Origin of the sequence: Rahnella sp. CFA14(1/10) (assembly GCF_004195095.1) — a bacterium.
GTDB lineage: Bacteria > Pseudomonadota > Gammaproteobacteria > Enterobacterales > Enterobacteriaceae > Rahnella > Rahnella perminowiae.
In genome coordinates this window covers 32,699-45,866 of the sequence record NZ_SEWS01000003.1, presented here as the reverse complement: position 1 = coordinate 45,866, position 13,168 = coordinate 32,699, and the positions used below count along the sequence as shown (strand labels likewise).

Genomic DNA, 13,168 nt, shown 5'->3' with positions numbered 1-13,168 from the left:
TAGCCACACAACCCGACGGCACCGTCGAAGAGGCAGTTTATGGGAATTAACACAGCAAGTGTCTGGATTTTAAACGCTTGCGGTTATGCCATGCTTAAGGTTTTCGTCGGGCGCGACAGCCATCGCCAGCTTTTTGCCGATCGGCTGAATGCTTTTCGTGCCCTCCCCGCCATGCTGGCTGAGAGAGAGAAACAACCTTGAATACTTTGCTGATTTTTGGCGCAGGCAGCGGTGTCGCCCTGCATATTCAGCAACTGCTGGCCTCCGGCGAAGGCCGGGGCAAAGTGTTTGCGCTGTGTGATACGACGCCGGAGGGAGAACGGTTCTGAATTAAATGCCCCGGAAACGGGGCATTCGCCCCTGAGATGTTGTTCAGAAATTTTAACCAATATCAGCAAATCACTTCGCTATTCATGCCAGCTTCACGGGGTTATTCTTCTTCTCATCGAAGGCACATGGCCTTCCCCAAACAAACATTGAGAAGGAATTACATCATGAAATCTATCAAAACTTTCGTTGTTGCTGCTGCACTCGCCACGGTTTCTTTCGCCAGCTTCGCAGCTGAAATCGGCACTGTATCTGCTTCTGGCAATACGTTAGAGGGTCTGGAATCCACCTTCGCAGCCAAAGCCGCTGCCGCTGGTGCAACCTCTTATAAAATCATCGAAGCCGGTGGTCAGAATCGTCTTCACGGCACTGCCGTATTGTACAAATGATTTGCTGAAGTCCTGAGATACAAAACAAAAGCCGCTCCTTTTACGAAGCGGCTTTGTCATGTTTCGCGTTCCCGCTGCTATCCTTTCGTCGCCACTTTCAACAAAATGACCCCGGCGAAAATCAGCAGGACGGCGATGACGCGCAGCGGATTAAGGCTTTCGCCGAACATCACTACACCGAGAATAAATGCACCGATGGCGCCGATGCCGACCCAGATGGTGTAAGACGTGCCGAGGGGCAGCGTTTTCATGGAAATCGCCAGCAAAACGACGCTGAGTATCATGAAGAAAACGGTAAGAATACTGGGAATGAGACGGGTGAAACCATGAGATTCTTTCATCGCGGTCGACCAGACCACTTCAAAAATACCGGCGAAAAGCAGATAAACCCAGGCCATAAAATTTCCTTAAAACACGCAAGGTCGTCCCTGCATCAGTATGGCTGAGTCTCTGGTCGTCCAGTCAGCATGAAGAGTGGGGATTATAGTTCACTCTTTCCTGACTTTACAAAATCTACGCCCCGGGCGGAAAAGTTTCCCTTCGGTTCCGTTCCGAATTAATGGAAAACAATTTAAACCGGGACAGAAAACTGAAAACAGGCACCGTGTTTCGGTTGTTCGATCAGTCGGATATCGCTGCCGTGGAGTTGCAGAATGCGGCGGACAATCATCAGCCCCAGCCCGCCCGCGCGGTGTTTATTGGTACTGAGAATTGACGGACGCACGAACAGGCTGTCTTTCAGTTCCGGCGCAATCCCCGGCCCGCTGTCTTTCAGTTGCACCATCACCTGCCCTTCCTGTTTCCACAGTTTTATTTCGATCACCCCGCCTTGCGGCGTAAAACGAATGGCGTTATCCAGCAGATTAGTCAGCACCCGTTCAATCATGCCCAAATCGGCATTCACCAGCGGAATACCCGGCGTAATATCGGCCAGTAATTTTTGCCCGCGGGTTTCGGTCGCCAGTTCAAACTTCTGAAAAACATCCTGCACTAATTCACTCAGTGAGAAAGGTTCTTTCTGCGGTTTCACGACGCCATATTCCAGCCGTGCCAGCTCAAATAATTCCTGCGCCAGTCGCCCGACTTTTTTACTTTGCATCAGGGCAATATTCAGGTAACGCTGCCGGTCTTCATGACTCAGATGGTCTGATTTGACCGACAACGTTTCCAGATATCCGTGCAGGGAAGTCAGCGGTGTGCGCAGGTCATGGGAAATATTGGCGATAAACTCCCGTCGCTGCTGATCCTGCACCATCAGGCTTTGCCATTGCTGATCGATGCGTTTTGCCAGTGCGACAAACGCCTGTTGCAACTGCGTGACTTCATCGCGGGCGGCGCCTGCCGGTGCATCGCCTTTTGCCAGCGCCTGGATCGCTTCCATGCCACCGGTATCAAGTTGGGCAATCTGCGAGGTCAGTTTACGCACCGGGCGCGTCACCCAGCGGAATGCCAGCGCACCGGCCAGCAGGCCAAACAGCGCCACCAACCCCATAGACCGCAGCGCCAGAGAAATCGCCGACTGGTACTGCGCGTCGCTGGTCAGCGCGGTGTATTGGTCACCGAGAAGCACGATATACACATACCCTTTGATGATACCGTCTACCCGTAACGGGGCGGCGCTGAATACCTGACGCGTTTGCGGATCCCGCGGATTCTCGCCATATACCGGCATTTTCGCACCGTTGAGCAACGCGTTAACCGGTGTTAAGTCGATCTTCTGCTGTTGCAGTCGCCCGGGCGGTGCCGCATTACCGACGATATTGCCGTCTTTATCGAGCAGATACACTTCAACACTCGGGTTCACCGCCATCAGTTGATCAAACAGCATATGTACCGCTTTGGGATCCCAGTTTCCCTGGCTGAGCAGCGGATTATTTGCTGCAATCTGCGTCGCCAGATTGGCCGACAGACGTTGGATCACCGACTGGCTGTACTGATTACTCGAGCGCACCTGCATGTAGCCGGAAAACGCGCAACACGCGATCAGCAGCACCATAAACACCAGGGTCAGTCTTTGCGCCAGCGTGAGATTTTTCATGATTTACCCTTGTGCTTCTTCAGCAGAAGACACGAATTTATAACCTTTTCCCCACACGGTCAGAATACGTTCCGGCTCGGCCGGATTGGCTTCTATCTTAATGCGCAGACGGTTGATATGGGTGTTTACCGTATGTTCATACCCTTCATGTTCATAGCCCCAGACCTGATTTAACAGGCTGAGCCGGGAGAACACTTTGCCGGGATTTTTGGCAAAGAAGTACAACAGATCAAACTCGCGCGGCGTCAGTTCAACCGGCTGATGGTTCAGCATCACGTCCCGTGCAATCGGGTCGATGACCAGACCGGAAAAACTCAGCGTACCGGCATCCATTTTCATATTACGGCTCATGGCTTCCTGCCGCCGGAACAGCGCCTTGACCCGTGCGACCAGTTCCAGCATGGAGAAAGGTTTGGCCAGGTAATCGTCCGCGCCCAGCTCCAGCCCGAGGACACGATGCACTTCGCTGGAACGTGCGCTGATAATAATGATTGGCGTGTAACGCGTCATATTACGGGCGCGGCGACAGATTTCCAGACCATCGATACCCGGTAGCATCAGGTCGAGGATCAGCGCGTCCCAGCCGCCTTTTTCCAAATGTGCCACGCCCAGATTGCCGTCAGCAGCATGGGTAATTTCATAGCCTTCATCGCGCAGATGCAGGCTGAGCAGTTCCGCGATATCCCCGTCATCTTCAACGATCAGGATCTTCTTCGTCTTATCCATGTGTTATCCCAAAACGTGGCATTCCCCAATGGTTTGAGTCTACACAAGCAAAGCCCGCCGAGTTATCACATTTTATTTAACTTTGCGTGAGGTCTCGGGGAACAAATCCGCTCAATACTCGCTACATCACAGGACGGACAGCCGGATTTCATCATGACAATACACACGGACTTACCCGATCAGGCCAAACAAAAACCCGCCATCGTGCATCCATTATGGCTGCGGCTGTCGCACTGGCTGAACGCGCTGGCGGTGCTGATTATGGTGACCAGTGGCTGGCAGATTTATAACGCCTCACCGCTGTTTGATTTTGCTTTCCCGCCGGGGGTCACATTGGGTGGCTGGCTCGGCGGCGGAATTCAGTGGCATTTTGCCGGTATGTGGCTGTTCGGCTTCAACGGCCTGTTTTACCTGCTGATGAATATTTTTACCGGACGGATGAAACGAAAATTCTGGCCGCTGACGCCGCGCGGCATCTTCAATGATTTGTGTGCTGCCCTGCGCGGCAAGCTGAAACACGACGACTTACGTCACTACAACATGGTGCAGCGCGCGGCATATGTGTTCGTGATGTTCGACGGCATCGTGCTGGTACTTTCCGGGCTGGTGGTGTGGAAATCCGTGCAATTCCCGTTGCTGCGCGAACTGATGGGCGGCTTCGATACAGCGCGTTACGTACATTTTCTGGCGATGGCTTCGCTGGTGGCATTTGTGGTGCTGCATATCGTGATGGTGGCACTGGTGCCGAAAACGCTGATTGCCATGCTGCGCGGTCGCTAAGGAAAACCCATGAAAAAACTCATTAAAAAAAGCATCAGCCAGATTTTCAGCACCGCCGACAGCGAAGCGATTGTACAGGAAGCCAAAAAACAGATTATCCGCGAACTGGATGCGCCTTCCCGTCGCCTGTTTTTACAGCGCGGGCTGACGCTCGGCGGCGTCGCGATGCTGACCGGCTGCGATATCAGCGATAACGCCAGCGTGGAAAACGCACTCGGCAAAATCTCCGGTTTCAATGATCGCGTACAGGGCTGGCTGTTCGGCTCAACGCGTCTCGCGCCGGTGTATGCCGAATCGATGATCACCCGTCCGTTTCCGTTTAATGCGTTCTATGCCGAAGACGACGCGCCACAAGTCGACGGCAACGACTATCGCCTGAAAATCGCCGGTCTGGCACTGGATAAACGCGAATGGTCACTGCCAGCGCTGTACAAAATGGCGCAGGTCAGTCAGGTGACGCGACACATTTGTGTCGAAGGCTGGAGCGCGATTGGCAAATGGGGCGGCGTGCCGTTCGGTGATTTTCTGCGCCTGATTGGGGCAGATCTCACGGCGGAATATGTCAGTTTCAAATGCGCCGACGAGTATTACACCAGCATTGATATGGCGACGGCGCTGCATCCGCAAACCCTGTTGGCGCTGACTTATGACGGCCAGATTTTACCGCGTAAATACGGTTTTCCGATGAAACTCAGAATGCCAACCAAACTCGGCTACAAGAATCCAAAACATATAGAAGTGATTGAAATTACAAACAAATTTACCGGTGGCTACTGGGAGGATCAGGGCTACAACTGGTTCGGCGGAAGCTGAACATTATCCATAAAACCCTTTGTATATCAAAACCTAAGAGAAGGATTTACCATGAAAAAGTTAACTGTAATGATGATGTCGGCTTGTCTGATGATGGGCGCAGTGAGCACCACTTATGCCGCTGACGCAATGGCGAAGAAAGACACCATGGGCCACATGTCGAAAGATTGCATGAAAAAAGACAGCATGAGCAAAGACAACATGGCGAAAGACAGTATGGGCAAAGACTGTATGTCGAAAGATTCCATGTCAAAAGACAACATGAAAAAAGGGGCAATGAGCCAGTAAAGCGCTTTCCCCTTCGACTCTGTAGCCAAAACGCCTCCGTCTGTTCAGCGGGGGCGTTTTGCTTTTTGTTAAACCTGAATAACCCGATGATGAAGACTTAATTCAAATATTCATTACTTTGTGGCACTGGATGCCAGGCGAATCTGAATATCATTGTTGAGATTATTCACCCAATGGTTATAACTGCGGTGGATCTCGCCTTTCTCTGCCAGCAGGTTAGTGCTGCCGACATAATTAATGGTGTAGCCGCTGGTGTTATAGGTAATACGGATATCGGCTTTGTGCTCACGGTTATTCAGATGACCGTTAATTACGCCCGGTGCGCCATCCGTCATTATCCAGCCACGTTTTTGTCCTGCGTCGATAATAGCGGTCCTGATCTGACTTTCTGAATTATGTGTTACCAGCGTGGTATGCGGCGTGGATACCGGCTCGGTACGCGCGCAGCCAGAAAGCGCCATGACACAAACAAGGCCGATAAGTAACTTACTTGTAGATTTCATGTGAACCTTTTAGAGTAAAAATTTCAGATAAGAGATTGAAAAGTCACCACAATATACGCCAATGTCCCAAAGGTGTCATGAAACGTGCCGGTTGAGTTTCATCTATTTTATGCGTAGTATATAAAATATATATGATTCGTATACTGCTGAGGCAACCCATGGGTATCATTAAGATTTCAGAACTGATGCACGAGAATTTGCGTATTGCCAGCATGGCTTATACGCGTTCGATGAACGCACAGGCCGAGCACTGGATGAAAATTGGCATGCTGATGGAAACGCACCCCGACATGACGCACAGCGAAATTTCGCAATTGCTGGTGCGGTGTAGCGTGGAATCGGATGAAAACGCAGGCAGTATCCGCACGTTGTTAAACGTGGGTGCCACACACAGGAAGGCAAGCAATGAATAATGCTTTAGATAGCCGGTATTTCGTCAATAATAACCGCATGGTCAAAACGCCGGAAGGCCTCGATAAAGCCCGTATTGCCGGCAAACTGGCAGCGCGTGTATTGCATATGATCACACCCTACGTTGTACCGGGTGTCACCACCAATGAACTGGATCGCATCTGCCACGATTTTATCGTCAATGAATTGCAGGCGATCCCGGCCAATATCGGTTATCACGGCTATCAGAAAACCACCTGTACCTCCGTCAATCACGTCATTTGTCATGGCATTCCTTCTGACAAAGCGCTGAAAAAAGGCGACATCGTCAACATCGACGTGGCGCTTATCAAAGACGGCTGGTACGGCGACACCAGCCGTATGTATTACGCGGGCGAACCGGGTATTCTGGCCCGCCGTCTGGTAGATACCACGTTTGAAGCGATGATGGCGGGCATTGAAGTGGTGCGTCCGGGTGCAACGCTTGGCGATGTGGGTTATGCGATTGCCGCTGTCGCCAGACGCGAAGGCTTTTCCATCGTGGAAGAGTATTGCGGACACGGCATCGGTATGGGTTATCACGAAGATCCGCAAGTGCTGCATTACGGCGAGCAAGGCCGCGGACTGGTTTTACAGGAAGGGATGTTATTTACCATCGAACCGATGCTGAATGCCGGTAAAAAACAAAATAAAGTCATGCCCGATGGCTGGACCGTGGTCACCAAAGACCACTCGTTATCCGCACAGTGGGAACATATGGTTGCGGTAACGAAAACCGGTTACGAGATCTTAACGCCGTGGCCTGAAGAGATGTGACTATCCTGAAAGTATAATGCCTCCGACCGGAAGGCTTTATACTTTCTGAGGTGCGGCTTAACTGCGCTCAATTTCTTTGGTCGCACGATCTAATGCATCCGTGATTTTATACAAGGTTTCCTGTTCGATCGGGCCTTTCGCCAGCCGCAGATTAAGCGCCATGCGGATATTATTTATCGCACGCTGCATTTCCGGAATACTGCGATTGTTTGACAAAATCGCCAGTGAATGCAGTTTCTCTGTCACTGAGCCGAGCAGTTCTTCCTGCCCGGCCAGTGACTGCGCACCTTCCGGTGTGATCGAATATTGCTTCTTCCCGCCCTCTTCCTGACTGGCTGAAATCAGCCCCTGTTCTTCTAAAAATGTCAGATTCGGATAAATGATACTGGCACTCGGCGTGTATTCACCTTTAGATAATTCTTCAATGGCTTTGATCAGCTCATAACCATGGGCGCAACGCCGCTGCAAAAAATGCAGCATCAGCAGACGGATGTCACCCGTTTCGAACATTCTTTCACGGCGGTGTTTATGATTCATCATCGTTACTTATTATGCCAATAAGCCACACAACGCACGAAGTTTGGATCGAGTCCGCAGGTTTCAACGAAATAGTCATTCAGCCCTTTCGCGAATTTGCCTTCACCGGTCGCCCAGATGTAGTAATCACTTTCCGGCAGAAGCAGGCTTTTCACCTTCTTCACGACCGCATCCTCTTCCTGATAACCGCCGTGCGTATCGCTGATAATCCAGTCGATGCTGACATCATTTTCTTCATCTAAGTAGCTGACACAACTCACATCTCTCACTTTCGCCAGCACGGTGATATTGGCATCTGAACCGGCCTGTTTCAGTTCGCGCAGACGGCGTTTCACCGCCGGAAGACCGGTTTCGTCGCAGATATAGAGCTGCCATTTGTAACCGGCAGGAATAATCAGTGAACCACGCGGTCCGCCAATGATCAGTTTATCGCCCGGCTTTGCGCCGGCCGCCCATTCGCTGGCGACACCACCGTCGTGAATATAGAAATCCAGTGTCAGTTCGTTGCTCTGAGCATCAAAGTGCAGCGGCGTATATTCGCGGTTCAGCGGGCGGGATCCTTCACCCCACACAATGCCTTCTTCGGTCACTGTCGGTGGCGTAATCACATCCCCCGGATTTGCCGGAAAAAACAATTTGATATGGTCATCAAAGCCGCCTGACGTAAAACCTTTCAGCGCGTCACCGCTTAAAATAATCCTTTTAAAACAGCCTGATAGGCTTTCACTCTGTTTGACCGTGATATGACGGAAAACCAGATCATTTTTGACACGGACCGGCAAGTTTGCGGCAGGGGTTTCAGTGCGATGTTGTGCCATCAGTTTCTCTCTTATGCGTAAGTTTTGTTGAAAGATATATCTTAGCTATATTTTATTCAACCCCATAAAGTGTAATGCGCTGTCTTCTTTTCCCTGTGTTTTTCACCTCACCTTTATCTCTCCCTGAGAACAGACGGGATAAATTTTGTTAAGGAATGCATTTTTTTATATCATTTTGTTGATAACAATTATCAGTATCATTATCATTCTCAAAAAGCCGGGATGGGCGCTGACGCCAGGTAAGCCCATACTTTATAAGGATAATGGCTTTTTCAGGGAAGAATTGAATGCAGATGACCAGTGCGTCTGTTTTGTCGAAAGGCAGTAAATGCGAGCAGAACTCTAAAAATTAGTGCAGGACAAAAACAAATGTTCACATCCTTTACACAGCAGGGTTTAGTGAAAAACGTCATTTTCATGGGGACGATTCTCACCACCACATTTCATGTAAATGCAGCGGAAGCCGTGAAAGACAATACCGATCTCACCGCAAACAATACGCAATCTTCTGAAGCCATCAAAAAAAAACCGGCGGTGCGTACAGCTCAGGATCTGGCGCAGAACAATGAAGAAGTCATGACGGTCACCGAAACGATGCCGGATAAAAAACCGGGTTCGAAAACCACCCTCACAGCAGCCGAAATGCAGCGCAAAGGCGGTAATGATTTCGGGACTATTATGCGTTATGAGCCGCTGATCACCGCGACCGGCGCGAGTGGCGGCTCCGGCAACGGCAAAAGCGGTTTTGACCGTAGCGGTTATACCGGCTATAACATTCGCGGCCTGGAAAGCAACCGCGTAGGCATTGATGTCGACGGTATTCCGCAGCCAAGCGCCACCGGGCGCAGCTACGTCAGTCGTGCGGGGCTGAATACCTTTGGTATTGGCCGTGATTACATTGACCCGTATATTTATGGTCAGGTGGATATTGAATCCGGTGCCACATCAGCCGACCGTGCCAACACCTCAATCGGTGGTGCCGTTTCCTTCCTGCCAAAATCTGCCGACGATTACCTGCGTCCGGGCAAGGAAACTTATTTCGGTTACCAGTCTGATTATGATTCCTCAGACCGTTCCTGGCACAACGGCATCACCGCTGCCGCCGGTGACGAAACCCTGCGTGGCCTGATCGCCATCAGCCGCCGCGACGGTCAGGAAACCAGCAACAACAGCGGAACGCTGGATGCGTATCCGGCCAACTGGCACTCTGACGCCATCATGACGTCGGTAATCTGGCAGCCTAATGACGCCCATAAAGTCACCGGCACCCTTGATTACTACGAAAAAGTAAACCACACCCATTACGATACCTGGAACAACGCGGGCAGCGCGATTCTCGGCACCGCACAGCAGCAAAGTAACACCCGCCGCTGGGGTGCAAGCCTGAAAGACGAATGGACGCCGTTCAACGATTACGTGGATGCCATCGTCTCGAAAGTCTATTACCAATATACTCAGGCGCACGACAACACTTATCTGCCAAACGAAAGCAAGCAGATGATGAATGTCTACTCGAACTACGACGTAAACACCTACGGCGCAGAAACCAGCTGGCTGAAAACGCTGGGTCGCCATGAGTTAAGTGCCGGTATCAACGGTCGCGTGTCCAACACCGAACGTCCGTTCCGCGAAAGCCCGGACCAAAGTGCTTTCACGACCATCATGCAACCGGAAGCCAACAGCCGGACGTATATCCTCGGCGGCTTCCTGCAAGACACCGTTAAGTTTGACCTCGGCGGCCATAACTTCTCTGTAGTGCCTGCGGTGCGTGTCGCATATCAGAATACCAAGGCACAAAATCTGTCAGACTTGTCTAACAGCATCGTTTCTGAAGATCAGGTTTCCACCCTGTACGGTAAAGCCAACTCCGATACGCAGGCTCTGCCATCGCTGGCCTTCACCTATGACATCACCCCTAAACTGATGACTTATCTGCAGTACCAGCGCGGCGCGCAGTTCCCGGATGCCAGCCAGCTTTACGGTTCCTGGAACCTCGGTTCTAACTATGCAGGACGTGGTCAGTATGCGCTGATCGGTAACACTGACCTGAAAACCGAAACCAGCAATAACTTTGAATGGGGTATGAAAGGCGAAGCCACGGAAGGCGTGACCTTCAGGACTTCCCTCTTCTATAACACCTACAAAAACTTCATTGCTAATACCCGTTACACCCGCGCGGGCAGCCCGGGTATGTTCACCAACGTGCCATCCAATATCTATACAATTTATCAGGCAGAAAACCGCGATGAAGCGTTTATCTACGGTGGCGATCTGAGTACCAAAATTAACTACGGCACCTGGTTTAGCCGCGTTGATGGCCTGAGCACCACCTTCGCACTGGGTTATGCCAAGGGTGAATCGAAATCCAGCTACGACGGTGACAAATACGTGGATCTCGACAGCGTACCGCCAATGAAATTTGTGGCAGGCGTGGCATGGGATGCGCCATCCGGCGTCTACGGAACCGCCCTGACGGCAACCTTCGTGAAAGGCAAAAAAGCCGAAGCGACCAGCCGACAGAGCTATACCAATGCCGGTACGCCAATCACCGGCTCCACCACCGAATACATGAATGTGCCGGGTTACGGTATGGTGGATGCAACGGCCTACTGGAAAGTCGCGAAGAACGTCAAGCTCAGCGGCGGTGTTTACAACATCACCGACCGCAAATACTGGGATTACCTGAGCAGCCGTACGCTGACCGAAACCACTAATCAGGATGAATACAATAAAGCGCTGGCCGTGATGCCGGGGCGCAGCTTCCAGCTGGGTGTGAACGTCGATTTCTAACCGATAATACTCAACCGGGCAAAATCAGGAGCGTCATGTGCAAACATGACGCTTTTTTAATTTTACGCAAATAACCTGTTTTCACGCACGTCCACATTGGGGTTCAGCAGATAAACTCTGGTTTTACCCAACCGAAATGTGAGATTACATGGACTTAATCAGAAAACCTCTGGCACTTGCCCTCGCTTTACTCTTGTTACCGGCGGTTGTTTCTGCCACGACCTTGCGATACACCGATCACGAACCGCTGGGCGCAATGCGCACCCGCTTTATCAAAGATGTATTATTTCCGGCGATTGAAAAAGAATCCCATGGGCGCCTGAAAATTGAAGAGCACTGGGGTGGCGAACTCTCTACCGGCTACGATGCATTGCGCACTGTGCGCGAAGGAAACAATGCAGATATTGGCATTGTGGTGCCGGAATATACCGCCAAAGAGTTACCACTGCATCAGCTTTTCAAAAGTTTTCCGACAGGGCCATCCGGCGATAAACAGATAGCGTTCTTCCGCCGCGTATACGCCGAAATCCCAGCCTTCCCCGCTGAACTGGCAAAGAATGGTGTGGTAGATATTTTTCTCTCAACAGGTTATCCGGTGGCCTTTTTCAGCACACATCCGCTGGAGAAACTGCAGAATATCAAAGGCACCGCTTGGTGTTCAGCCAGTTTTTGGCATCAGAACTTCCTGCGTAATGCGGGCGCGACCCCAGTGACCACACCGTGGGGCGAACAAACGGTAAATGCATTTAAGACCGGTAAACTCGACGGCATTTTGGTCAACATTGACAGCGGTTATGATCTGAAAATCCAGAAGATGGCACCGGAGGTTATAGTCTCGAAAGAACTGTGGTTGGGTCATCTTTACCTTCTGGTGATGAACCATAAAGTCTGGAACGGACTGGCGCAGGAAGATAAGGACGCCATCACACGCGCCGCTAATACCGCTTATAAAGTTGCCGGTTCGATGATGGATCACAGCGTTGAACCGCAACTGGATGCCCTGCGTAAAGACGGTGCAAATGTCCGCGTTCTGCAACACAGTGAAGTCACGTACTGGCAGGAAGTGACTGGCTATCAGGACATCCAGGCCAACTGGGTGAAGAACCAGGAAGCCGCTGGTGTTAAGGATGTCGCATCCACCCTGCAAAAAGTCAGTAAAGTCATGGAAGAAGAGATGAAGTAAAAATGCCTTATTCTGCGGCAGGAGGGGATCCCCTGCCAGGATCCCATTCTGATTATCAGGTTCTCTGAAGCAGCGCTGACGCCATCTGTATTATCTGCCGGTACTGGCTGAGCCGCGTTCTCTGTAGTCGGCGCAGGCTGATCTGATCACCCTGTGCAACAGACTGATTTTGAAACCCGTATCACGCTGCCGCCGTCGCCGGGCGATGGTGTGAAACAGCACGGTTTGGCGTAAGGGCACTTGCAGCTTGATATATCGCCCCAATATAGAGCTACACTATAAAGTTGCAATGTCACCTGCCAGGAGCAATGATAATGAACAGAGAACTGAATGATTTTGAACGTTTTGTCATCGAAAACAAAGGGACAGAGCGCCCGAATACCGGTGAGTATAACGACCACTTTTCACCGGGCCGCTACGTCTGTAAAAGATGTTCTGCGCCGCTGTATTCCTCAGAACACAAATTCGAATCCCATTGCGGCTGGCCAGCTTTCGACGATGAAATTCCGGGTGCGGTAGAACGTGTACCGGATGCCGATGGCCGCAGAACAGAAATTGTTTGTGCGAACTGTAAGGCACATCTGGGGCATGTCTTTGAGGGAGAATATTTGACCGAGAAGAATCTGCGCCATTGTGTAAACTCCGTTTCAATGATTTTTGAAAGTGCCGACGCGCAGGGAAATTACCACAAAGCAGAATAATCGCTTATTTCTGATGTGATAAACCCATAAAAAGAAGGGCCGCACAGGGGCAGCCCTTAAAAGAAAGAA

Annotated in this window: 17 protein-coding genes; 11 read left to right on the top strand and 6 right to left on the bottom strand. The window is 51.1% G+C overall.

Features of this window, described 5'->3' with window-relative positions; genetic code table 11:
* The first annotated feature begins 39 nt into the window (after positions 1-39).
* The 3 genes from EVX52_RS06915 (at position 40) to EVX52_RS06910 (ending at position 716) form a co-directional block, all read left to right on the top strand.
* Positions 40-201: a ChuX/HutX family heme-like substrate-binding protein gene (locus EVX52_RS06915; protein WP_165385165.1), complete on the top strand. Its 162-nt coding sequence runs from the start codon at positions 40-42 to the stop codon at positions 199-201.
* Positions 198-329 carry a hypothetical protein gene (locus tag EVX52_RS25680; protein WP_255466697.1) on the top strand — a complete coding sequence of 44 codons (132 nt, stop codon included), beginning with the start codon at positions 198-200 and terminating at the stop codon, positions 327-329. Before EVX52_RS06915 ends, EVX52_RS25680 begins: the two co-directional genes overlap by 4 nt.
* A 165-nt stretch (positions 330-494) precedes the next feature.
* Positions 495-716, top strand: coding sequence for a YdgH/BhsA/McbA-like domain containing protein (locus EVX52_RS06910; protein ID WP_129990942.1), 222 nt, complete (start codon positions 495-497; stop codon positions 714-716).
* Positions 717-793: 77 nt separating this feature from the next.
* On the opposite strand, the gene EVX52_RS06905 is transcribed toward EVX52_RS06910, so the two are convergent.
* The 3 genes from EVX52_RS06905 to EVX52_RS06895 form a co-directional block, all read right to left on the bottom strand.
* Positions 794-1,114 (bottom strand): multidrug efflux SMR transporter, encoded by a 321-nt coding sequence (locus EVX52_RS06905; protein ID WP_129990941.1) that lies wholly within the window; start codon positions 1,112-1,114, stop codon positions 794-796.
* 173 nt (positions 1,115-1,287) lie between these two features.
* Positions 1,288-2,754 carry an ATP-binding protein gene (locus EVX52_RS06900; protein WP_129990940.1) on the bottom strand — a complete coding sequence of 489 codons (1,467 nt, stop codon included), beginning with the start codon at positions 2,752-2,754 and terminating at the stop codon, positions 1,288-1,290.
* Between the two features lie 3 nt (positions 2,755-2,757).
* Positions 2,758-3,480: a response regulator transcription factor gene (locus EVX52_RS06895; RefSeq protein WP_129953692.1), complete on the bottom strand. Its 723-nt coding sequence runs from the start codon at positions 3,478-3,480 to the stop codon at positions 2,758-2,760.
* A 153-nt stretch (positions 3,481-3,633) separates the two neighbouring features.
* Here EVX52_RS06895 and EVX52_RS06890 point away from each other — a divergent pair, with 153 nt between their 5' ends.
* Genes EVX52_RS06890 through EVX52_RS06880 form a run of 3 tightly spaced genes read left to right on the top strand, consistent with a single transcriptional unit; the run spans position 3,634 to position 5,361 of the window.
* Positions 3,634-4,260, top strand: coding sequence for a cytochrome b/b6 domain-containing protein (locus tag EVX52_RS06890; RefSeq protein WP_129953693.1), 627 nt, complete (start codon positions 3,634-3,636; stop codon positions 4,258-4,260).
* Positions 4,261-4,269: 9 nt separating this feature from the next.
* Positions 4,270-5,073: a molybdopterin-dependent oxidoreductase gene (locus tag EVX52_RS06885; RefSeq protein WP_129953694.1), complete on the top strand. Its 804-nt coding sequence runs from the start codon at positions 4,270-4,272 to the stop codon at positions 5,071-5,073.
* Positions 5,074-5,124: 51 nt separating this feature from the next.
* The gene (locus EVX52_RS06880) at positions 5,125-5,361 is read left to right on the top strand and encodes a pentapeptide MXKDX repeat protein (RefSeq protein ID WP_129990939.1); all 237 of its coding nucleotides are present in this window, start codon (positions 5,125-5,127) and stop codon (positions 5,359-5,361) included.
* Positions 5,362-5,474: 113 nt separating this feature from the next.
* On the opposite strand, the gene EVX52_RS06875 is transcribed toward EVX52_RS06880, so the two are convergent.
* Positions 5,475-5,864 carry a hypothetical protein gene (locus tag EVX52_RS06875; protein ID WP_129990938.1) on the bottom strand — a complete coding sequence of 130 codons (390 nt, stop codon included), beginning with the start codon at positions 5,862-5,864 and terminating at the stop codon, positions 5,475-5,477.
* 158 nt (positions 5,865-6,022) lie between these two features.
* Between EVX52_RS06875 and EVX52_RS06870 the strand changes: the two genes are divergently transcribed.
* Positions 6,023-6,277, top strand: coding sequence for a ParD-like family protein (locus EVX52_RS06870; protein WP_129953697.1), 255 nt, complete (start codon positions 6,023-6,025; stop codon positions 6,275-6,277).
* A 37-nt stretch (positions 6,278-6,314) separates the two neighbouring features.
* Complete coding sequence (gene map, locus EVX52_RS06865) at positions 6,315-7,070, top strand: type I methionyl aminopeptidase (protein WP_370278325.1); 756 nt, start codon at positions 6,315-6,317, stop codon at positions 7,068-7,070.
* 57 nt (positions 7,071-7,127) lie between these two features.
* Here the strand turns inward: map and EVX52_RS06860 are convergent, their stop codons facing one another.
* A complete protein-coding gene (locus tag EVX52_RS06860; RefSeq protein WP_238483256.1) occupies positions 7,128-7,610 on the bottom strand; it encodes a PadR family transcriptional regulator in 483 nt (160 codons plus the stop codon).
* A gap of 2 nt (positions 7,611-7,612) precedes the next feature.
* Positions 7,613-8,425 (bottom strand): siderophore-interacting protein, encoded by an 813-nt coding sequence (locus EVX52_RS06855; RefSeq protein WP_129990936.1) that lies wholly within the window; start codon positions 8,423-8,425, stop codon positions 7,613-7,615.
* Positions 8,426-8,842: 417 nt separating this feature from the next.
* On the opposite strand from EVX52_RS06855, the gene EVX52_RS06850 reads away from it, so the two are divergent.
* The 3 genes from EVX52_RS06850 to EVX52_RS06840 all read left to right on the top strand — a co-directional run bounded on the left by EVX52_RS06850 (position 8,843) and on the right by EVX52_RS06840 (position 13,099).
* Positions 8,843-11,215: a TonB-dependent receptor domain-containing protein gene (locus tag EVX52_RS06850; protein WP_370278324.1), complete on the top strand. Its 2,373-nt coding sequence runs from the start codon at positions 8,843-8,845 to the stop codon at positions 11,213-11,215.
* A 148-nt stretch (positions 11,216-11,363) separates the two neighbouring features.
* Entirely contained in the window at positions 11,364-12,398 is a 1,035-nt protein-coding gene (gene dctP / locus EVX52_RS06845) for a TRAP transporter substrate-binding protein DctP (protein WP_129990934.1), read from the top strand.
* Between the two features lie 314 nt (positions 12,399-12,712).
* Positions 12,713-13,099 (top strand): methionine-R-sulfoxide reductase, encoded by a 387-nt coding sequence (locus tag EVX52_RS06840; protein WP_013578081.1) that lies wholly within the window; start codon positions 12,713-12,715, stop codon positions 13,097-13,099.
* Positions 13,100-13,168: the final 69 nt, after the last annotated feature.